This is a genomic window from Pseudothauera hydrothermalis (genome assembly GCF_003345255.1).
In the GTDB taxonomy this organism is placed as follows: Bacteria; Pseudomonadota; Gammaproteobacteria; order Burkholderiales; family Rhodocyclaceae; genus Pseudothauera; species Pseudothauera hydrothermalis.
Window position 1 is genome coordinate 1,645,807 of the sequence record NZ_CP029331.1, and the last position, 20,316, is coordinate 1,666,122.

Consider the following 20,316-nt stretch of genomic DNA (forward strand, 5'->3'; position numbering starts at 1 on the left):
GGTGAGACTCTACGGCATCGACTTCACCAGCGCGCCACGCCCGGCCAAAGCGATTACCGTGGCTGCCGGTCGGCTCGACGGCGACCGGCTGCTGCTCGACGGCCTGGAGGCCCTGCCCGACTGGCCGGCCTTTGAAGACTTCTTGCGCCGCCCCGGCCCCTGGCTGGGCGGTTTCGATTTTCCCTTCGGCCTGCCCCGCGAAGCGGTGCGCGATCTGGGCTGGCCCCAGCACTGGGCAGCACTGCTGGTCCATTGCCGCGCGCTGGGTAAGACGGACTTTCGCGCTGCGCTCGACGCCTACCGCGAAAGCCGCCCATACGGCCGCCGTTACGCGCATCGCGCCACTGACGCCGCAGCGCGCTCGCACAGTCCGCTCAAGCTGGTCAACCCACCGGTCGGGCTGATGTTCCTGGAAGGCGCGCCGCGACTGCTGGCCGCCAATCTCCATGTGCCCGGCTTGCACGCTGGCGACCCGAGCCGGGTGGCGGTGGAAGCCTATCCGGGGTTACTGGCGCGCCGGCTCGGTCCACATCCGTACAAAAGCGATACCCGCAGCCGGCAAACCCCGGCGCGGCAACAGGCCCGCGCGGACATCGTGGCCGCTTTGCAACAAGGCCGCTCATATCCGCCCTTGCGTCTGATGGCGCCGCCCGCGCTAGTCGATATTGTGCTGCGGGATGCGCGCGGCGATGCGCTGGATGCGGTGTTGGCATTGATCCAGGCCGCCCACGCATGGCGCTGCGGCCCGCCCGGTTATGGCCTGCCTGCGGTGATCGACGGATTGGAAGGCTGGATCGTCGGCGCCGAGCATCCGGCAGCGGACTGACCGTTTGCGTACCAAGCGCACCGCTTTGCAGGTATCGGCGGGCTTGCTGCGTTTCCCCATGAATAACCCTACTGCGATCACATGTTTGTTGGCGGGCGGGCACGTCTTCGGTAATATTTTTTACAACTTTCCGGAACTTCTCGCACGCCTTGAACCCCTGTCGCCCGCACCCCTCGGCACTGTACCGTCCCGACTCAAGGCTATCTGACCGGCCGGCCGGAGCCAGCCGAACAGCAGCTCGAACATTGGCTGGCATCGGCCGGTCGAATCGATTTTTACACCCCCACGGAACAGGCATCCGGCGCTGCCGGGTCCGCATCGAGCGCATGAAGAAGATGAATCCATTTTTCGCCCAAGCTACCCCCACCGGTTTGCGCGCGCTGCGCTGGGCGGCGCTGCCGCTGGCGCTGGCAGCCGCAACCGCGCTGGCGGCCCTGGCCCAGGCGCAGCAGGATTTACTCTCTTCGCTGTTTCGCCAACACACCGCGATCATGATGTTCATCGACCCGGCAAACGGACGCATCGTCGATGCCAACGCCGCCGCCGACCGTTTTTACGGCTATGGTCCGGGCAAGCTGATCGGCCGCAGCATCGATGAGATCAACGCCTTGGGGCCGGATCAAGTCGCCGCCGAACGCGCCCGCGCGCGCAGCGAACAGCGCAATTACTTTGTTTTTCCGCATCGTCTGGCCAGTGGCGAAATCCGTACCGTGGAGGTGTATTCCTCCCCGATCCGGCTGGAAAACGGCCAAGATGTATTGTTTTCCATCATCCATGACATCACCGGCAAGCAGCTTGCCGAAGCCGATCTGCTCGACTACAAAACCCGTCTGGAAGAGCTGGTTGATCAACGCACCCGCGAAGTGCTGGCCGCCCGCCAGACCACCGACCGCATTGTGCTCGGCGCGATGGCCGTGCTGCTGGTCGTGATCCTGCTGCTGGTGCTCAATATGGTCCGTCTGCGGCGCAGCAAACGGGAGCTTGCCCGGCGCAAGGAGGAATTGTCCGCACTGATCGATGCCCTGCCCGACGTGGTGTGCCTGAAGGACAGCCAAGGCCGCTGGCGGCAGGCCAACCGTTACGCGTTGGAGCTTTTCGGTTTGACCGCGACCGACTATCGCGGCCTGACCGACGCCGAACTTGCACTGCGGCAAAGCCCGTCGCGCCGGGCGCTGCTTAGCCCGGAATCCGACGATGAAGACGCCTGGCACAAACGGGCCGCGGTACGCACCGAGGAAAGCATCCCCACGCCGGACGGCCAGCAGTTGGTCTTCGACACCATCAAAGTGCCGCTTTTTCACCCCGACGGCAGCCGCGACGGGCTGCTCAGCATTGGCCGCGACATGACCGAGCGGCGCCGGGCGGAATCCGAAATCGCCCGCCTGGCTTATTTCGATTCCCTCACCGGGCTGCCCAACCGCCGCCTGCTGAGCGACCGTCTGGACCATGCCTTGGCGGTGGCCCGGCGCTCGGGCCACTATGGCGCGCTGCTGCTGTTGGATCTGGACTACTTCAAAACGCTCAACGACGCCCGCGGTCATGAGGTGGGCGACCAGGTGCTCAAAGCGCTCGCCGCACGCCTGGCGGCCGGGCTGCGCGAAAGCGATACGCTTTCGCGCCTGGGCGGGGATGAATTCGTGCTTCTATTGCCGGAGCTTTCGCCTCAGGTGCACTCGGCCGCCGACATGGCGCGCAGTGTGGCGGAAAAATTACGCACCACGCTGACTGAGCCGCTCAAGATCGACGGCGAACAGATCGCGCTAGGAGCGAGCATCGGCGTTACGCTTTTCCCCACGGGTGCTGGCTGCTCGGCCGCCGAACTGCTCAAGCAGGCCGATACCGCGATGTACCAGGCCAAGGCGGCCGGGCGCAACATGGTGCGCTTTTTTGAGCCCGACATGCAGGCCCGCGCCGAGATGCGCTTCAATCTCGAGGCCGAACTGCGCCACGCGGTCGAACACGATGAGCTGCGTCTATACCTGCAACCGCAATGCGACCGCGACGGCCGTGTGCGCGGGGCCGAAGTCTTGCTGCGCTGGCACCATCCGCACCGCGGACTGATCCCGCCGGGCAGTTTCATCCCCATCGCCGAGGAGACCGGCCTGATCGTGGCGCTGGGCGATTGGGTGCTACGGCGCGCCTGCGCTCTGCTCACCACGCCGGAACTGGCCGAGCAGCCGATGCGTATTGCGGTCAACGTGAGCCCACGGCAGTTCCACCGCAGCGGTTTTGTCGACCGGGTACGCGACATCCTGGCCGAAACCGGCGCAGATGCCCGCCGTCTGACCTTCGAAGTCACCGAAGGTCTGGTCATCGACAACGTTCACCAGACTGTGGCCACCATGAGCGAACTGGCTGCGCTGGGCATCCACTTTTCCATCGACGACTTCGGCACCGGCTACTCCTCGCTCGCGTACCTGAAGCGCTTGCCGATCAACGAGCTGAAAATCGACCGCAGCTTCATCCAGGACGCGCCGACCGACCCGAACGATGCGGCACTGGTCGATGCCATTTTGTCGATCGCCGGACACCTGAACATCGCCGTGGTGGCCGAGGGCGTGGAGACCGAAGCGCAAGCCGCATTCCTCACCACGCGCGCGCCGATGCTCTACCAGGGCTACCTGTATGGCCGTCCAGAGCCGGTGGAAGCTTTCTTGCAGCGCTTGCGGTGCACCGAAGACGGTTGATACACCGGCTGCGCGCTCCCGACTGCCCCGACCAACCTTTTTGCTGCGACTCGAACGCCTGAGACGGCCGAATGGCGGTCGGCCGCAGTAAAAAAGGCCACGATTGCCGTTGCTGCATTGCGGCAACGGCAATACAATGCTGCCCCTTTGCCGCCAACGCGAATTGGCCCACGCAAGCATCCACCCGTGTAATTTCTCTTCTCGTACTTCCCGCAGCATCTTCTCTTTGTGCAGCGCGCGGCTGGCCACCGCCAGCACGGCGGCCGGCGATCCAGGCCACACGGCGGCCGAATCCGTCACCTGAAAACAAAGCAAAAACGGGCTACGCCTGCGCGCAGCCCGACAGCAACGCCATGAAAAATCTCAGACAGGACTGGTTTTCCAACGTCCGTAACGACTTACTCGCCGGCCTGGTGGTTGCGCTGGCGCTGATTCCCGAGGCAATTGCCTTCTCCATCATCGCCGGCGTGGATCCCAAGGTCGGTCTCTACGCTTCCTTCTGTATCGCCACGGTCATCGCCTTCGCCGGCGGCCGGCCGGGCATGATCTCGGCGGCCACCGGCGCCATGGCGCTGTTGATGGTCTCCCTGGTCAAGCACCACGGCCTGGAATACTTGCTGGCTGCCACCGTGCTCACCGGCATTCTGCAAATCATTGCCGGTTGGGTGCGTCTGGGCGCGCTGATGCGCTTTGTCTCACGCTCGGTCGTCACCGGCTTCGTCAATGCCTTGGCCATTCTCATCTTCATGGCCCAGTTGCCAGAGCTGACCAACGTCACCTGGCATGTGTACGCGATGACCGCGGCCGGTCTCGGCATCATCTATCTCTTCCCTTATCTCACCAAGGCAGTGCCCTCGCCGCTGGTTGCCATCGTGGTGCTCACCGCGGCGGCGATTTTTCTCGACCTGGACATTCGCACCGTCGGCGACATGGGCGAACTGCCCGACAGCCTGCCGGTATTCCTCATCCCCGACGTGCCGCTCAACCTGGAGACGCTGGCGATCATCTTCCCGTACTCGCTGACTCTGATGGTGGTTGGCCTGTTGGAATCGCTGATGACCGCCACCATCGTGGACGATCTCACCGACTCCAAGAGCGACAAGAACCGCGAATGCGTCGGCCAAGGTGTAGCCAACATCGCCGCCGGCTTCATCGGTGGCATGGCCGGGTGCGCGATGATCGGCCAGTCGGTGATCAACGTGAAATCCGGCGGCCGCGGGCGGCTGTCGACACTGGCCGCGGGGGTGTTTCTGTTGCTGATGGTGGTCTTCTTAGGTGACTGGGTGGCACGGATACCGATGGCTGCACTGGTGGCGGTGATGATCATGGTCGCCATCGGCACCTTCAACTGGGCCTCGATCCGTAACCTGCGCGAACACCCCAAGAGTTCCAGCGTAGTCATGCTGGCCACCGTGGCAGTCACCGTACTGACCCACGATCTGGCCAAGGGCGTATTGGTCGGTGTGCTGCTCTCCGGGTTTTTCTTCGCGCACAAGGTCGGCATGGTACTGCACATTGGTTCCCAGGCCGAAGATGAGGGCCGTGCAAGGCGTTATCACGTATTCGGACAGGTTTTCTTTGCCTCGGCAGACCGTTTCGTTGCCGCCTTCGATTTCAAAGAAGTGATCGAGCGCGTGGTCATCGATGTGTCTCGCGCGCACTTTTGGGACATCACCGCGATCAGCGCGTTGGACAAAGTGGTGATGAAGTTCCGCCGCGAAGGCACTGAGGTAGAGATCGTGGGTCTGAACGATGCCAGCGCCACCATGGTCGACCGCTTCGCGGTGCACGATAAACCCGACGCCGTCGAACGGCTGATGGTGCATTGAGCCAGAGGGGGGCATACATGCACAGCAAAACCGATTTCGGCAACAAGGTGCTGGCCTGCGTCGACCGCTCGCATTTTGCCGACTACGTGACCGATTACGCTGCCTGGGCGGCCAAACGATTGGAAGCACCTCTGGAGCTATTGCATGTCATCAATCGTCATCCAGAAATCGGCTCAGGTGGGGATCACAGCGGAGCGATCGGGTTCAATGCGCAAGAACAGCTGCTCAGCCAACTGTCGGAAATCGATGCCCAGCGCGCCCGCCAAGCGCGCGAGGCGGGACGCATCTTCCTCAACCGCCTGCGCCAGCGGGCGATCGACGTTGGCGTACCGACGCCCGACATGCGCCAGCGCCACGGCGAGCTGGGCGAAACGCTGGCCGAGCACGAAGCTGGCGTGCGCCTGTTCGTACTCGGCCGACGCGGTGAGTCAGCCCAAACCACCCAGCGCGATCTCGGCCGCAACGTGGAACATGTGGTACGTGCCCTGCGCAAGCCCATTCTCACGGTTACCGAAGGGTTCTGCACGCCACGCCGCGCGCTGATCGCTTACGATGGCAGCAGCGTGACCCGGCGCGGCGTCGAGATGATCGCCGCCAGCCCATTGTTCCGCGGCCTACCCGTGCACTTGCTGATGTCGGGCAAGCCCCGCCAGGATGCTGCGCGGTTGGTTGAGTGGGCGCAAAAGACCTTGCAAGATGCAGGCTTTGAAGTGTGCGCGCAGATCATCCCGGGCGACCCGGAGAGCATCATCGCACGCGCCGTTCGCGATTTAGAGATCGACATTCTGGTCATGGGCGCTTATGCCCATTCGCCACTACGCAGCCTGCTGTTCGGTAGCAAGACCACCGATCTGCTGCGCTCGTCGAAAATTCCCACACTGCTGCTGCGTTGAACATAAAACCGCAGTCGACCGCGCGGTTCAGGGCGTCTGATGAACATCGTGTCGGCAGCCTTCGTGCAGCCTCAGTTAGCGGGGACGGATGCATCGGCGCGGGCCGTGTGTAAACATTGCGGCCCTTCGCCCATACCGACCAATTCGCGCACATCGGCCTGCACCAGCTCCAGGCCGAGCCGCGCGCAGAAACGACGCTCCTTGTCATTGGGTTCGGGAATCAGCGCCCAGCCGGCCGGCAGCGCTGCGCCGTGCATGAATTCCGATAGCAACATACGGGTAGTGTCGCGGTTCAGGCGAGTGCCCAGCACCAAGTATTGCAGCCCGCGGCGCCGTGCTTTGAGGTAAGGCGGAATGGCGAATCCGCCCATCAGTTCGGTAATGTAATCCACATAATCGGCATCCGAGGCAATCCACTGTGCTTCGGGATAGGGCGTGCCGCACGGCTTGAAGAGGATCGGCGCATCCAGGTCGATTGCCTGCTGATCCGCGGCAGCCTGGTAGCACTGCCCGTCATAACGGTAGAGCTTATAGCGCAAACCGCCGGCGATACGGGCCACCCCCACGATCAGCGTGTGCGGACGGTCGGCGTAGAGGGTCTGCAGTCCGGCGTCGCGGTTCAGATCGATCACATAAGGCAGGTTCTGTTCGGCCACCCAGCGATGTACCGCAGCCTCGCGCCAGCCGGTGTCTGCGTAGATCTGCATCAGGCTGCGCAGCAAGGCGCTGCGGCCGCGCTTGAGCTCGATGTTCATCGCAGCGCGGGGAAATTCATACATCAGGCGCGGCGCCATCGGCTGACCATTGTTGATGGCCAGGATCAGTTCGTCGCTGCTGGCCGGAATCTTGCGCCCGGTCTGTCGATGGGTGACATCGGCCAACACTTCGGGACCAAGAACGGGAACGACGGTGCCGCGCTGCAGTGCGGCGCGGATGTCGGCAAAGTGGGTTTCCATGGTGTTCTTCCGTTCGGGGGCTGGGACTTTGAGCCCCGCGCAAGATCGATGCCAGGCTGAGCGCGAACGCGCCATGGTCAGAAAAAGCCCACCAGGCGCGGCATCGGCCGGCGAGCGCGGGAATTCGGTTTGTAGTAGATGCGACAAATCCGACAACCCCGCGCGGCAGTCGCTGTCCGCGCACCGGTCAGTAGGTCAAGCCGATGGCAACCACGCCGCCGATGACCAGATATTCGTCCTCGCCTTGCAATCGGCCCGGCAACATGCCCGAGAAAGCCAACACCTTGGCAAGCGGCACCTCACATACGATGAGCCGATCGCCGAATTCGCCGGCGCGTTCGCGGCTGGCGGAAAAAGCGCTCAGATTATTCAACAGCACCAGCCGGCGACCGTCGGCCAGCCGCGCCAGCGGGGCAATCGCCTCGTTGCCGCGAACCCCGCGATACAGCGTCAGATGGGCTCGTCCGGGGTGGCGGCGCGCCAACTCATGCTGGCTAAACGCGTAGAGCAGGTCGATCTGGTTTTCCAACGCCCCGGTTCCATACAGACCCGCCGCACGTTCGCGCTCGAAAACGATGCGCGCGGCACTGTCGCCTGAACCCAAAGGCTCGCGGTGATATCCGGTGAGCAGGCCAAAGCGGGACTCCACCCAACCTTTCAGCACCGCGCCTTCGCGCGCCTCGGAATCGAACAACCAGCCGCGCAGCAGACGCAGGTAATCGAGCCGGCTGCGATCGAACCGCGCACCCGGCGTCCAACCCTGGGCGGGTGCGTCATCGAGCAAAAAATGGGCGGTCATGTATTGCATGAACAGCCGCGCACGCGCCTTGGCATCGTCGACGGTGGCCAACCGATCGAACAATACCCGATGCAATGGACATACACCGTCCAATTCAAGCGCGACCGGCGCGAGCTGGAAAGCCAGACTGGCCAGAGCCTCGGCCGGCAAATTACAGCGGTTGACCGGCAGCCGCATGTCGGGCGGGGCACTCAAGCGCAGCAGGTGATCCGGAATGTCTTTAGCACGACAAATTGTAGGGGTGTTGTCGCACGCGCACACACTGGCGGATGCCCCAACACTAGATAAATCCCTATTCATTTCAGTGCTTTAGAAAAATTTTTGAAATTGGCACGGTCTTTGCGGCACGGCGGGCGTGGTCCCGGGGCAGCACGATCCGGTTCACAAACCCCGTTTCGACAAGGAGTAACGCATCATGGCAAAACTGCGTCAAGCCGCTATCTACGGAAAAGGTGGCATCGGCAAGTCTACCACCACCCAGAACCTGGTCGCCGCGCTGGCCGAAGCCGGCAAGAAAGTGATGATCGTCGGCTGCGACCCGAAGGCCGACTCCACCCGTCTGATTCTGCACAGCAAGGCCCAGAACTCGGTCATGGAACTGGCCGCCGAGGCCGGCTCGGTAGAAGACCTCGAATTGGAAGACGTGATGTCGGTCGGCTTTGGCGGTGTGCGCTGTGTCGAATCCGGCGGCCCGGAGCCCGGCGTGGGCTGCGCCGGACGCGGTGTGATCACCGCGATCAACTTCCTGGAAGAGGAAGGCGCCTATGACGAGGATCTCGACTTCGTGTTCTATGACGTGCTGGGCGACGTGGTCTGCGGCGGTTTTGCCATGCCCATCCGCGAGAACAAGGCCCAGGAAATCTACATCGTGGTCTCCGGCGAGATGATGGCCATGTATGCCGCCAACAACATCGCCAAGGGCATCGTCAAGTACGCCAATTCCGGCGGTGTGCGTCTGGCCGGGCTGATCTGCAATTCACGCAAGACCGACCGCGAGGATGAGCTGATCGAAGCCTTGGCCGCCAAGCTGGGGACCCAGATGATCCACTTCGTGCCCCGCGACAATGTGGTGCAGCACGCCGAAATCCGCCGCATGACCGTGATCGAGTACGACCCGACTTGCAAGCAGGCCGACGAGTACCGCGCGCTGGCGCAGAAGATCATCCACAACACCAAGTTCGTCATCCCCACCCCGTGCACCATGGATGAACTGGAGGAGTTGTTGATGGAGTTCGGCATCATGGAGAAAGAAGACGAGTCGATCATCGGCAAAACCGCTGCCGAAGCGGCTGCCGCGTAAAACCGTCGGCGACGACCGACCGTGGCCCGGTGCGTTCATGCGTGACCGGGTATCGAGCAAACCTCAGCATGCCGTGCGCGGATTGGTGCCGGCATGGACAGGAGAAGCAGGATGTCTACGCTCACCCGTGAAGAAACCGAGAGCCTGATTCAAGAGGTTCTCGAGGTTTATCCCGAAAAAGCCAAAAAGGACCGCGCCAAACATCTGGCGGTCAATGATCATTCCATCGAGCAGTCGAAAAAATGCATTACTTCCAACCGCAAGTCGCAGCCGGGCGTGATGACCATCCGCGGCTGTGCCTATGCCGGTTCGCGCGGCGTGGTGTGGGGGCCGGTCAAGGACATGATCCACATCTCCCACGGCCCGGTCGGCTGCGGTCAGTACTCGCGCGCCGGTCGGCGTAACTATTACGTCGGCACCACCGGCGTCAATACCTTTGCCGAGATGAACTTCACCTCGGATTTCCAAGAGCGGGACATCGTCTTCGGCGGCGACAAAAAACTCGCCAAGATCATCCAGGAAATCGAGCAACTGTTCCCGCTGCACAAGGGTATTTCGGTGCAGTCCGAATGCCCGATCGGTCTGATCGGCGACGACATCGAAGCGGTGTCCAAAAAGGCAGCCAAGGAAATCAACAAGGTCGTGGTGCCGGTGCGCTGCGAGGGTTTCCGCGGCGTGAGCCAGTCGCTGGGCCACCACATCGCCAACGACGCCATCCGCGATTGGGTGCTCAGCAACCGCGACGGCAAGCCATTCGAATCCACCCCTTATGATGTGACCATCATCGGCGACTACAACATCGGCGGCGACGCCTGGGCTTCCCGGATCATCCTGGAGGAGATGGGGCTGCGGGTAATCGCCCAGTGGTCGGGCGACGGCACGCTGGCCGAGATGGAGAACACGCCCAAAGCCAAGCTCAACCTGCTGCACTGCTACCGCTCGATGAACTACATCAGCCGGCACATGGAAGAAAAGTACGGCATCCCCTGGATGGAGTACAACTTCTTCGGCCCGACCAAGATCGAGGAGAGCCTGCGGCGCATTGCCGCCTTCTTCGACGACAAAATCAAGGAAGGCGCCGAGCGGGTGATCGCCAAGTACAAGCCGATGATGGAAGCGGTCATCGCCAAGTACAAGCCGCGTCTGCAAGGCAAGCGGGTCATGCTCTATGTCGGCGGTCTGCGTCCGCGTCATGTCATCGGCGCGTATGAAGATCTGGGTATGGAAGTAGTCGGCACCGGCTACGAGTTTGCCCATAACGACGACTACGACCGCACCATCAAAGAAATGGGCAATGCCACCTTGTTGTATGACGACGTCACCGGCTTCGAGTTGGAGGAGTTCGTCAAGCGCATCAGACCCGATCTGATCGGCTCCGGCATCAAGGAAAAGTACATCTTCCAAAAGATGGGCATCCCTTTCCGCCAGATGCACAGCTGGGACTACTCCGGTCCCTATCACGGCTACGACGGCTTTGCCATCTTCGCCCGCGACATGGACATGACGCTCAACAATCCGTGCTGGGGCCAACAGACCCCGCCGTGGAAAAAGCGCGCCGAAGCGGACGAAGTGAAAGCCGCCGCCTGACCGCACCCAAACCAGACGGCGGGTGCCGGCCCAATCCGGCTTCCCGCCGCACGGAATCAACCTTATGTGCCGCGTCCACGGATGAGTGGCGCCGGCCAAGGAGCCTCAAATGCAGATCGTTGACGACATCAAGCCCTGCTACCCGCTGTTTCGCGACGACGACTACAAAACGTCGCTGAAGAACAAGCAGGACCTGTTCGAAGAGAAGGTGCCCGACGACAAGATCGCCGAAACCTTCGAGTGGACCACCACTAAGGAATACCAGGAACTCAACTTCGCCCGCGAAGCGCTCACCATCAACCCCGCCAAGGCCTGCCAGCCGCTGGGCGCGGTGCTGTGCGCGCTGGGTTTCGAGAAGACCCTGCCCTATGTGCATGGTTCGCAGGGTTGCGTGGCCTACTTCCGCACCTACTTCAACCGCCACTTCAAGGAGCCGATCGCCTGCGTGTCCGACTCCATGACTGAGGACGCAGCGGTGTTCGGCGGCCAGAAAAACATGTTCGACGGTCTGGAAAACGCCAAGGCACTGTACAAGCCGGAGATGATCGCGGTGTCGACCACCTGCATGGCGGAAGTCATCGGCGACGACCTCAATGCCTTCATCAACAACGCCAAGAAGGAAGGGCATATCGCCCAGGATTTCCCGGTGCCGTTTGCCCACACCCCGTCTTTCGTCGGCAGCCATACCACCGGCTGGGACAATATGTTCGAGGGCATTGCGCGCTACTTCACCCTCAACCACATGGAGGGCAAGGCCCCCGGTTCCAACGGCAAGCTCAATTTCGTACCGGGGTTCGAGACCTATCTGGGCAATTACCGCGTCATCGCCCGGATGATGAAAGAAATGGGCGTCGAAGCCACCATTCTCTCCAACCCATCGGAGGTGCTCGACACCCCGTCAGACGGCCAATACCGCATGTACGCGGGCGGCACCACCATGGATGAGATGAAGGACGCGCCCAACGCCTACACCACCATCCTGCTGCAACCCTGGCAACTGGAAAAAACCAAGAAATTTGTCGAAAACACTTGGAACCACGAAGTTCCGAAGCTCAACATCCCGATGGGGCTGGCCTGGACCGACGAGTTCCTGATGAAGGTCTCCGAGATCACCGGCAAGCCGATTCCGGCCTCGCTGGAACTCGAACGCGGGCGCTTGATCGACATGATGCAAGACAGCCATACCTGGCTGCACGGCAAGAAATTCGCGCTCTATGGCGACCCGGACTTCGTCATGGGCCTGACCAAGTTCCTGCTGGAACTGGGCGCCGAGCCGCTGCATGTGCTGTCCAACAACGCCAACAAACGCTGGGGCAAAGCGATGGACAAGTTGCTGGCCTCCAGCCCCTACGGGGCCAACGCCAAGGTGTATGTCGGCAACGACCTGTGGCATTTGCGCAGCCTGTGCTTTACCGAAAAGCCCGATTTTCTGATCGGCAACTCCTACGGCAAGTACATCCAGCGCGACACCGCCTTCAAGGGTCCGCAGTTCGAAGTGCCGCTGATCCGCCTCGGTTTTCCGATCTTCGACCGTCACCACCTGCACCGCATGACCACTCTGGGCTACGAGGGCGCGATGTACATCCTCACCACCTTGGTCAACGCCGTGTTGGAAAAACTCGACGACGAGACCCGCGGCATGGGCACCACCGACTACAACTACGACCTCATCCGCTAGGCCAACGGCCGTTACGCACTGCCGCCTCCTCGCGGAGGCGGCGCTCGTTCAAGGAGCTCACATGGCCAACATCATGATCCGCAAGACCGCCGAAGGCGGACTGTCCTTCTACCTGCCCAAGCGCGACCTGGAGGACCTGATCGTTTCGATCGAATTCGATCAGGCCGACAAATGGGGGGGCGAGCTGAAGCTGGCCAACGGCGGCACCTACTACGTCGATCCACTGAACGCGCAGCCCAAGCTGCCGGTTTCGCTGCGTGCCAGGCGGCTCGACGCCCCGGAATGACACCCAAGGAGAACCATCATGGCGCTCAAGATTCTGCAATCCGAATGCACCTCCTGTGGAGACTGCAAGCCGGTATGCCCCACCAAATCGATCACCGACAAGGGCGGCATCTTCAAAATCAACCCGGACACCTGTACCGAATGCGCAGGCGAGTACGACGAGCCGCAATGCGTGTCGGTATGTCCGGGTAACGACAGCACCATCGTCCCACTTGCAGCCTGAATCGGACTATCTGCGGCGCGGACGGTCCGGCCGGCCGCCTCTGTGCCGCACAGCCAGGAGCACTATTGCCATGAACGCCACCGCCCCCACAGGCAGCCCGGTTTCGCGCGAAACCGCGCTGCGTATCGCCATGGCCGCGCGCGCCCTGCCCGGCGTCAACCTCGCCGCTTTCGTGCATGCGCTGAGCGAGCGCCTTGGCCTGCCAGTCACCGACGACAAACTGGCGCGCATGACCGTGGCCGATCTGAAGGCGATGCTGCAAGGCGACGAAATCGTCGACCCCGGTGTAGAGGGCAGCGCACTGAAAGCCGCGGTGCGCTACTTGTGGGGCGAAGGTCTGACGGACGATGCGCCGGTGGCCGATCCCGACATCCCCCAGGGCGAAGGCGCGCTGACCGTGGCTGTGGCCTCCAACAGCGGTGAGCAGCTCGACGGTCACTTCGGCTCCTGCAAGCGCTTTCTGATCTACCGCGTGGCCGAAGACGGCATCTGGCTTGCTGCGGTGCGCGCCGCGCTGCAAGCCGACGGCGCCGAGGACCGCAATGCCGCACGCGCCGAACTTTTGGCCGGCTGCCAACTGGTATATGTGCAATCCATTGGCGGGCCGGCTGCGGCCAAGGTGGTGCGCGCCGGCGTGCATCCGGTGAAATATCCCGCCGGTGGCGCCGCCCGTGAGGTGTTGCGCCCATTGCAGCAGGTGCTGGGCAGCCCGCCCCCATGGCTGGCCCGCGCACTGGGCAGAAAAGCGCAGTCGCTGGCACGCTTTAGCCCAGCCCCCAAGCTCGAAGCATGACCGGCATGTAAGCCATCGACAACGCCAACGCCGCCGGCCGCCTGTTGCTCACCCGGGGGCCGGCTGCGCAGAAGCTAGACGATCTGCAGACCGCCCTGGCGCATCGCCGGGGCCAGTTCCAGCAGCGCGCAGGCCAGTGTTATCGCCTCACGTCTGACCTCCAAACGCAGCGCGCGCCGCCATGCGCTCGGCAAGCCGGACTCGCCGACCAGCGCACCCATGACCATACCGGCGATTGCGCCGGTGGTGTCGGCATCGCCGCCGCGATTGACTACATCGATGAGCACCGCCGCAAAGCCGTCATTGTTGTCGATGGCTTGGCAGACGGCACGCATCGTATCGACGATGTATCCGCTTGGATTGTCGCAACGCTTTGTGCGAAAGGCGAATTCAGGGTGATCGGCCGCCAATGCATGAGCAATGTTGAGCACGCCCCCGAGACCGCGGCCTGCCAAGGCGGCGTGCACCATGCGCACCAGGGCGACGGTAGCCGCATCGGTGAGCCGGTTATGGTGGGTGACGCGGGCCTGGGCGAGCGCCGCCGCGGCAATATCCGCTTCAGCCGCGCCCAAGGTCGCCAGCGCCACCGCGGCGCAGCGCATCGCCCCACCGTTGCCGGCGTCGCTGGAGTATGGCGCTTGCGCGCTGCCGTGCAAACGCCAGCGCAGGATACCGCGCCGCACGGTGTTGCCGATGTCCACCGGCCTGGCACGCATCCATGCGTCAAAAGCCGCGGCGCATTGCTGCGCGGTAGGCGGACCGCCGGCAGCAAGCCAGGCCTTTGCCAAGGCAAAGGTCATGGTGGTGTCGTCGGTGACTTCGCCCGCAGGCAGGCGCAACCAGCCGCCGCCGACGATGCGCTTGTGCACGCCATACTGCGCGGCGATTTCGCGCGAAGTCATGAATTCGACCGTGGCGCCTAGCGCATCGCCGATGGCCAGCCCGAGCATGACGCCACAGGCGCGGTCGATCAACTGCTCGACCACCGCCGATGGCAGCTCTGCGGGCTCGGGCGGATGCGTATCGTCGATCATCTCACCGCGCAGCACTCGGGCGCTTTCGCCTGCCACTCAATTTTCCGGCCCAAAACACAGTGCATAGTCGGTGCAAGCCTCGCAACTGGGCGAAGCACAGACGTAAATGCCTTCGCGCTGGCACAGTTCTCGATAGAGAAACTTTTTCCACTTCATGTCGCCGGTGTTGGCGGCAGCCAGCGCCGGAAAATTCTGCGCCATCAATTGCGAAAGCTCCCGCCGCGACGGCAGGCCAAGGTCTTGCCATAAATGGTCGGCCCCCATGCAGCCGGTGGCAACGATCACGGCCATCTCCTTGGCGCTCGGCACGGCGGCATCGGCTTCGGCCGTGAGCATCCGCAGCAGATCGTCAAACTCTGGATGCAACGTCGGACGCGGTGCTAGATCGGCCTTGGGACGCCATCGCAGCCCCGGAAAATGGCGGCCGACCAGGCCGGCAAAACGCTCCGCGCCCAGGCCCAGATCGGCCGGTAGCATGCCCTCGCCCAGCGTCCAGCCGGCGATCATATGGGCAACGATCTCATCGTTGGTGCTGCCTGCAGCGTGCGCCATCAGGTGCGCCTGCAGCGCAAGCCGGGCGGGCGAAGGACGGTGCATCCGGGGCGCAAGCATCTATGTTTCCTCCATGCGGTCATGGTGGCCGGAGTTGGCCATCTCGAAGCTAACAGGCCGTTGAAAAACTACTGCGGTGGGCCATCTGCGGCGTTGCGCGGTGCTCGCTTCCTCGCCTATCTATTTGAGAGGCTGCGGTCGCTGCGCTCCGTGCGCCTTGCATCTGGCCATCCTCGCTACGTTTTTCAACGGCCTGCTAAACGGCACAAGCCCGGTTTTCACCACAGCGTCACATCCGGCATTCGCCTTCTCTGGAAAGATCCAGCAAATGAACCGGAATGCCGGTGAGCGAACCCGGTGGGTTCAGCGGCTCGCCGTATTCATCCACAATGGCGCCTTCGATCGGGCAGATTTCGGCACACTGCGGCAAGTCGTAATCGCCCAGACATTCGGTGCACTTGTCCGGGTTGATGAAAAACACCGCACGCCCGCTCTCTGCCGAAGCGCCGATGGCCGCATTGGGGCATAGCGGCTCGCAGGCGTAGCAGCCCACGCACAAATCGTTGATGCTCAAACTCATGGCAAGCCTCCTGCTCAGGCCACGGCGCGGGTAGCGTTTGCGGGAGCAGCGAGCTTGCCGGCCGCGGCCAACTCGTCATACACCGCGCGCAGGGCCTCATCGATCGGCTCCATGGCATGCTCGCCGTTGGGCTGGATGCCGGCCTTTTCCAACTCACCCCAGGGCTCAAAACCAATCTTGCTGGCAAGTAACACTTCCACGCCTTCCAGCGCGTGGATGATGCCGGCCAGCACGGTCTCGCCCTCGCCACAGGTGCTGTCGCCCATACAGTAGGGGGTGCAGCGGCGGTGACCGAGAAAGCGGGTCGACTGCGGGCCGACTTCATACACCAGAAACTCGTGCGCATGGCCAAAGTGCTGGTTGATCAGCCCGCCGCCCTTGGTCGCCACGGCCACACGCAGATTGCGCAAGGCCGGCAACTGGGCTGGGGGGACGGTCGCTTCCGGCTGGAACTTGGGCGCTTTCCGCAGCGCACGCTTCATATCCAATTCGGCCATGATCTGCGCGCGCACCTTGGCACGCGTCTGCATTGCCTCGGCATAATCGATCGATATGGCGTCGATCTTGTCCAGGGTGAATTCGGCGCCGCGGTCTTCGCCCAGCATACCGACCGCGTCGGCGCGGCACTGGCGGCAGTGGCGCATCATCGCCATATCGCCGGCACAGGCATCCTGCAGCGCTTCCAGCTCCAGTGCGGTAGGCTCGCGCTGGCCGACGATGCCGTAGTAAGTGCCATGTTCGGCTGCGGCAATCAAAGGCATGACGTTGTGCAAAAATGCGCCCTTGGCCTTGACGATCTTACTCACCGTCTTGAGGTGCTCGTCATTGATGCCAGGGATCATCACCGAATTGACCTTGACCAGGATGCCGCGGGCGGTGAGCATCTCCAGCCCCCGCTGCTGCTGTTCGATGAGAATCCGGGCGCCCTCCACGCCGCGGATGCGCCGGTTTTTCCAGAAAATCCACGGATAAATCTGCGCGCCGATGTCCGGATCGATACAGTTGATCGTGATGGTGACATGGTCGATGTTGTAGCGGGCAAGCTCATCGACAAAGTCGGGCAACGCCAATCCGTTGGTCGACACGCACAGTTTGATGTCCGGGGCTTGGGCGGCGAGTTGGCGGAAGGTTTCGAAGGTGCGCTGCGGATTGGCCAGCGGATCGCCCGGTCCGGCAATGCCCAGCACGCTCATCTGCGGAATGGCCGCGGCCACCGCCAGCGTTTTCTTGACCGCCTGGGCCGGTGTCAAAAGCTCAGAGACCACGCCCGGGCGCGATTCGTTCGCACAGTCGTATTTGCGGTTGCAATAATTGCACTGGATGTTACAGGCCGGGGCAACGGCCACGTGCATACGGGCAAAATGGTGGTGAGCCTCTTCCGAGTAACAGGGGTGGTCCTGCACCTTGGCGCGGATATGATCGGGCAGATGTGCCAGCGCATCCGGCGCGCTGCCACAACCGCTGGCATGACAGCCCCCGGCGGCAGCCGGCGCGGCATTGCTGATGACCGGAAGTTCCATCGTCGTTCCCCTTGCGATGTCTCTGACACCCATCTTCCGCAAGCGCCGTGCCAGTCGCGTGGACACTTCAAGTCATTGTTTTAAAGCTTTTTTACAGGCGCACAAAGGGAAGTTTGTCGCACATCCGACAGCCAGCCGGATTCGACTTTGTGACATTCGCAACACGGCGGACAGCCTGCGCATGTCTTTTTCGCCCCGGCTCATAGGCATCGCTGCGGCTGCGGCCGCAAAATCAACGCGCTACCGCACATTCGGTTACGCCACGGTTCCCATTTCTAAAAACAGATCGTCTAGCTGTGCATTACTGCCGATGCGCAGCAGCGCCCGGATCGTTGCAGCCCGATTGATTTCCAGGCGAAGAAAGTGCGCGCCAGCGGCCACAGCATGCAGGCGGATCAGCTGAATGCGTCCGAACAGGGCACCGTGGCGCTCTGCAAACCGCGCCAAACCGATAGCCTTTTCGAAATTGTCGGCAAGATCGGGACGGTGGGGTTCGAGAATATCCACCATAAAATGGTCGCGATCCTTTCGCACGATGATCAGATCGGGAAACATCGGCCGAATCTCGCCGCCGGTCTCGTAGGGGATTTCCAGCGACCAGGGCTTGCGGTCGAGATTACGCAACCAACCGATCACCTCCGGCTTGGCCAATTCTTCCTTCAGTACCCCCGCTTCCCAGGTGCCCAGCCCGGCACGGAATTGCCCGTCGCTCTCCACGTACAGATGGCGATCCCAGTGCGGATCGGTGGGCAAACGCTTGAAGTCGATGGATTCCGGCAGATGCCAAGGCACCTCAACGGGTTTGGCCGTGGCCAGGCGCAGCTTTTCGTATTGGACGCGGCGGTGTTCTTTGATCTGGGCGATAGCCTTTTTGTGCGTATCGTAGAGCGCATCGAACGCCTGCTCGGCCGCCGACTCCAGCGCGGCCATGGCCGAAGGCTGGCGGCTCAACACGATGACCTCGACCTTCACATCCAACGCATCGCGGTCGGCATTGGCCTGCCAGTAGGTCATGTGCGAGCCGTTGCCGAACACCCGGCCGGCTTCCTCGAACAGCCGGTCAATGTCCAAGCTCGATGCCTCGATGCGATAGTCCGTCTCGGGTTCGGCGACACCCGTGCCATGCTCGACAGCCAGGGTTCTCAACCCAACGTGGGTAATGGTCTGCGCGGCCGCCTCCAATGTGCCTGCGGACTTCATGGCCGTAATCTGCGCCGCCATCCATTCGACGATCTGGCCTTTGGCGCCGTCCCACGCATCGTCATCGATCTCGTCCAGCGTCAGATGGCGCGCAATCGCCATGAAGCGCCGCAAATGGCTCTGCGCCCGCGCGGCATTGACGCGGTAGGTGACCAACTCGGAAAGTGCCGCGAAGACATCCTCCATCCCGGCGCGCCGCTTGAGCACCACCAGCTCACGGCTGGAGCCGGTTTCCGAAGGCGGCACATCTTCGATATTGTTGAGTGACGCTACCACAGAGCCGCCCCCCGAGGGGGCCAAGTCGTCCTTGGGGCGGCCCGGCGAACGACTTGTCGGCCACTCCAGTTGATCGTCGGGTTCATCGAGAATCGCCTCGAACAGCGCCGTCATGATGATGGTCTTGCCGCTGCCGGTGGGTGCCGAAAAGGCAATGGCCTGTGGATGGTCGCTGCTTGCAAAATTGCGTGCGGCGGCGAGCTTGTCGCGCAACTGATGCAGCGCATCCTTCTGAAAATCGAACAGCGTGACCTTCATGGCAGATACCTGTCGATGTCCATGGCGCCATGGAACACGCCCAGAATCTCGATGACCTCTGCATCCCGACGATGCAAATAGGCGATGCGTTAATGACCGTAAAGCACCATGTGCACCTCGCCCTCGGGTACGGCGCGCAGGCGGCTGCCGATGTCGGGAAAATCCATGAGCAGTTCGGCCTTGGCAACAATGCCGTCGATCACTTTGGCGGCAGCGGTCGGATTATCCTCGGCGATATAGCGATGGATGTCTTCCAGCCAGTCCAGCGCTTCCGCCGTCCATCTCAAGTCCGCCATGAACGGATGCTCCGTAGTGCCTCCTCGTGGCTGACCGTGCGCCCGGCGCGCGCATCGGCCAGGCCGCGCTCGATCATGCGTTCGAAGGCCAGTTCGCGCAGGATTTCTTCAAAGGTCGCATCTTCCGGCTGCGCGTCGATCACGGCACGCAACACGCTCTTGGCGCTCGGTTTTTCATCGATCTGTGCCGTCATAGGGAAGCTCCTTGGTTGATCATGAAATTCACCTGATAGTCGCGGTAAAGCTGCACCACCTGCAAGTCGGGATTGGCGCGCCCCACCGCCTCGAGTACTTCTGCTGCCATGGTTTTGAATGACTCATCCGAGTCAGTGACGATAAAGACATGGGACAAGCCTTTCTGTCCTTGCACAGTCTGCAGCAGACGCGCCAGCCGGGACTCCTGCAACAGCACGACGAAGTTGCTGCCGGCCGGGGCAAAGACCACCGGCTCCGGCGCGTCGGGTGCCAGCTCCGGTCGCGGCCCCACCGCCCCTGCCTTCAGCCACAACAGCGGCAGGATTTCGCGGAAGGCGCGCTTCAACGCGACGCGATCCTTGTCGAGGAAGTCCAGCTTGAAATAGGCGAGATTGGCTGCAAAGCCCTCGCGCATAGGGCGCTTTTCCTCCTCCGGTATCGAAACTCGATCGGCCACAGGCGGGTACGGTGCGAGCCGCCCGGTACAAACCCGCGCGATGGCCATGACGCCGGGGGGCGCCAACACAGCGTGGATTGTACCCGGGCTTT

Annotated in this window: 20 protein-coding genes; 10 read left to right on the top strand and 10 right to left on the bottom strand. The window is 62.5% G+C overall.

Features of this window, described 5'->3' with window-relative positions; genetic code table 11:
* Nucleotide 1: 1 nt before the first annotated feature.
* The 4 genes from DIE29_RS07940 (at nucleotide 2) to DIE29_RS07955 (ending at nucleotide 6,235) form a co-directional block, all read left to right on the top strand.
* Nucleotides 2-826: a DUF429 domain-containing protein gene (locus DIE29_RS07940; protein WP_102041600.1), complete on the top strand. Its 825-nt coding sequence runs from the start codon at nucleotides 2-4 to the stop codon at nucleotides 824-826.
* A 326-nt stretch (nucleotides 827-1,152) separates the two neighbouring features.
* Nucleotides 1,153-3,513 (top strand): EAL domain-containing protein, encoded by a 2,361-nt coding sequence (locus DIE29_RS07945; RefSeq protein WP_114649630.1) that lies wholly within the window; start codon nucleotides 1,153-1,155, stop codon nucleotides 3,511-3,513.
* A gap of 353 nt (nucleotides 3,514-3,866) precedes the next feature.
* Nucleotides 3,867-5,342: a SulP family inorganic anion transporter gene (locus DIE29_RS07950; RefSeq protein WP_102041598.1), complete on the top strand. Its 1,476-nt coding sequence runs from the start codon at nucleotides 3,867-3,869 to the stop codon at nucleotides 5,340-5,342.
* Between the two features lie 17 nt (nucleotides 5,343-5,359).
* Nucleotides 5,360-6,235 (top strand): universal stress protein, encoded by an 876-nt coding sequence (locus tag DIE29_RS07955; RefSeq protein WP_102041597.1) that lies wholly within the window; start codon nucleotides 5,360-5,362, stop codon nucleotides 6,233-6,235.
* A gap of 71 nt (nucleotides 6,236-6,306) precedes the next feature.
* On the opposite strand, the gene DIE29_RS07960 is transcribed toward DIE29_RS07955, so the two are convergent.
* Both DIE29_RS07960 and DIE29_RS07965 read right to left on the bottom strand, forming a co-directional pair.
* Nucleotides 6,307-7,191, bottom strand: a complete 885-nt coding sequence (locus DIE29_RS07960; RefSeq protein ID WP_102041596.1) for an SIR2 family protein — start codon at nucleotides 7,189-7,191, stop codon at nucleotides 6,307-6,309.
* 187 nt (nucleotides 7,192-7,378) lie between these two features.
* Nucleotides 7,379-8,185, bottom strand: a complete 807-nt coding sequence (locus tag DIE29_RS07965) for an NAD(+)--dinitrogen-reductase ADP-D-ribosyltransferase (protein WP_237269422.1) — start codon at nucleotides 8,183-8,185, stop codon at nucleotides 7,379-7,381.
* Between the two features lie 220 nt (nucleotides 8,186-8,405).
* Here DIE29_RS07965 and nifH point away from each other — a divergent pair, with 220 nt between their 5' ends.
* The 6 genes from nifH to DIE29_RS07995 all read left to right on the top strand — a co-directional run bounded on the left by nifH (nucleotide 8,406) and on the right by DIE29_RS07995 (nucleotide 13,856).
* A complete protein-coding gene (nifH, locus tag DIE29_RS07970) occupies nucleotides 8,406-9,290 on the top strand; it encodes a nitrogenase iron protein (RefSeq protein ID WP_102041594.1) in 885 nt (294 codons plus the stop codon).
* A 111-nt stretch (nucleotides 9,291-9,401) separates the two neighbouring features.
* On the top strand, nucleotides 9,402-10,877 hold the full coding sequence (gene nifD / locus DIE29_RS07975) for a nitrogenase molybdenum-iron protein alpha chain (RefSeq protein ID WP_102041593.1): 1,476 nt from the start codon (nucleotides 9,402-9,404) through the stop codon (nucleotides 10,875-10,877).
* A gap of 109 nt (nucleotides 10,878-10,986) precedes the next feature.
* Complete coding sequence (gene nifK / locus DIE29_RS07980) at nucleotides 10,987-12,555, top strand: nitrogenase molybdenum-iron protein subunit beta (protein WP_102041592.1); 1,569 nt, start codon at nucleotides 10,987-10,989, stop codon at nucleotides 12,553-12,555.
* Nucleotides 12,556-12,616: 61 nt separating this feature from the next.
* Nucleotides 12,617-12,841, top strand: coding sequence for a putative nitrogen fixation protein NifT (gene nifT / locus DIE29_RS07985; RefSeq protein WP_108080027.1), 225 nt, complete (start codon nucleotides 12,617-12,619; stop codon nucleotides 12,839-12,841).
* A gap of 18 nt (nucleotides 12,842-12,859) precedes the next feature.
* Complete coding sequence (locus DIE29_RS07990; protein ID WP_102041591.1) at nucleotides 12,860-13,063, top strand: 4Fe-4S dicluster domain-containing protein; 204 nt, start codon at nucleotides 12,860-12,862, stop codon at nucleotides 13,061-13,063.
* A gap of 70 nt (nucleotides 13,064-13,133) precedes the next feature.
* Nucleotides 13,134-13,856 (top strand): dinitrogenase iron-molybdenum cofactor biosynthesis protein, encoded by a 723-nt coding sequence (locus DIE29_RS07995; protein ID WP_102041590.1) that lies wholly within the window; start codon nucleotides 13,134-13,136, stop codon nucleotides 13,854-13,856.
* A gap of 74 nt (nucleotides 13,857-13,930) precedes the next feature.
* On the opposite strand, the gene draG is transcribed toward DIE29_RS07995, so the two are convergent.
* The 8 genes from draG to DIE29_RS08035 form a co-directional block, all read right to left on the bottom strand.
* The gene (draG, locus tag DIE29_RS08000) at nucleotides 13,931-14,926 is read right to left on the bottom strand and encodes an ADP-ribosyl-[dinitrogen reductase] hydrolase (protein ID WP_237269423.1); all 996 of its coding nucleotides are present in this window, start codon (nucleotides 14,924-14,926) and stop codon (nucleotides 13,931-13,933) included.
* Nucleotides 14,927-15,502, bottom strand: a complete 576-nt coding sequence (locus DIE29_RS08005; protein WP_205409707.1) for a nitrogen fixation protein NifQ — start codon at nucleotides 15,500-15,502, stop codon at nucleotides 14,927-14,929. It lies immediately after the preceding gene.
* A gap of 229 nt (nucleotides 15,503-15,731) precedes the next feature.
* Nucleotides 15,732-16,022, bottom strand: coding sequence for a 4Fe-4S dicluster domain-containing protein (locus DIE29_RS08010; protein ID WP_102041588.1), 291 nt, complete (start codon nucleotides 16,020-16,022; stop codon nucleotides 15,732-15,734).
* 14 nt (nucleotides 16,023-16,036) lie between these two features.
* Nucleotides 16,037-17,542, bottom strand: coding sequence for a nitrogenase cofactor biosynthesis protein NifB (gene nifB / locus DIE29_RS08015; protein ID WP_102041587.1), 1,506 nt, complete (start codon nucleotides 17,540-17,542; stop codon nucleotides 16,037-16,039).
* A 255-nt stretch (nucleotides 17,543-17,797) separates the two neighbouring features.
* Nucleotides 17,798-19,276, bottom strand: coding sequence for a DEAD/DEAH box helicase family protein (locus tag DIE29_RS08020; RefSeq protein WP_102041586.1), 1,479 nt, complete (start codon nucleotides 19,274-19,276; stop codon nucleotides 17,798-17,800).
* 89 nt (nucleotides 19,277-19,365) lie between these two features.
* Nucleotides 19,366-19,572: a type II toxin-antitoxin system RelE/ParE family toxin gene (locus DIE29_RS08025; RefSeq protein ID WP_205409708.1), complete on the bottom strand. Its 207-nt coding sequence runs from the start codon at nucleotides 19,570-19,572 to the stop codon at nucleotides 19,366-19,368.
* A complete protein-coding gene (locus DIE29_RS08030) occupies nucleotides 19,560-19,766 on the bottom strand; it encodes a hypothetical protein (RefSeq protein WP_102041585.1) in 207 nt (68 codons plus the stop codon). Before DIE29_RS08030 ends, DIE29_RS08025 begins: the two co-directional genes overlap by 13 nt.
* Nucleotides 19,763-20,182: a hypothetical protein gene (locus tag DIE29_RS08035; RefSeq protein WP_205409709.1), complete on the bottom strand. Its 420-nt coding sequence runs from the start codon at nucleotides 20,180-20,182 to the stop codon at nucleotides 19,763-19,765. Before DIE29_RS08035 ends, DIE29_RS08030 begins: the two co-directional genes overlap by 4 nt.
* Nucleotides 20,183-20,316: the final 134 nt, after the last annotated feature.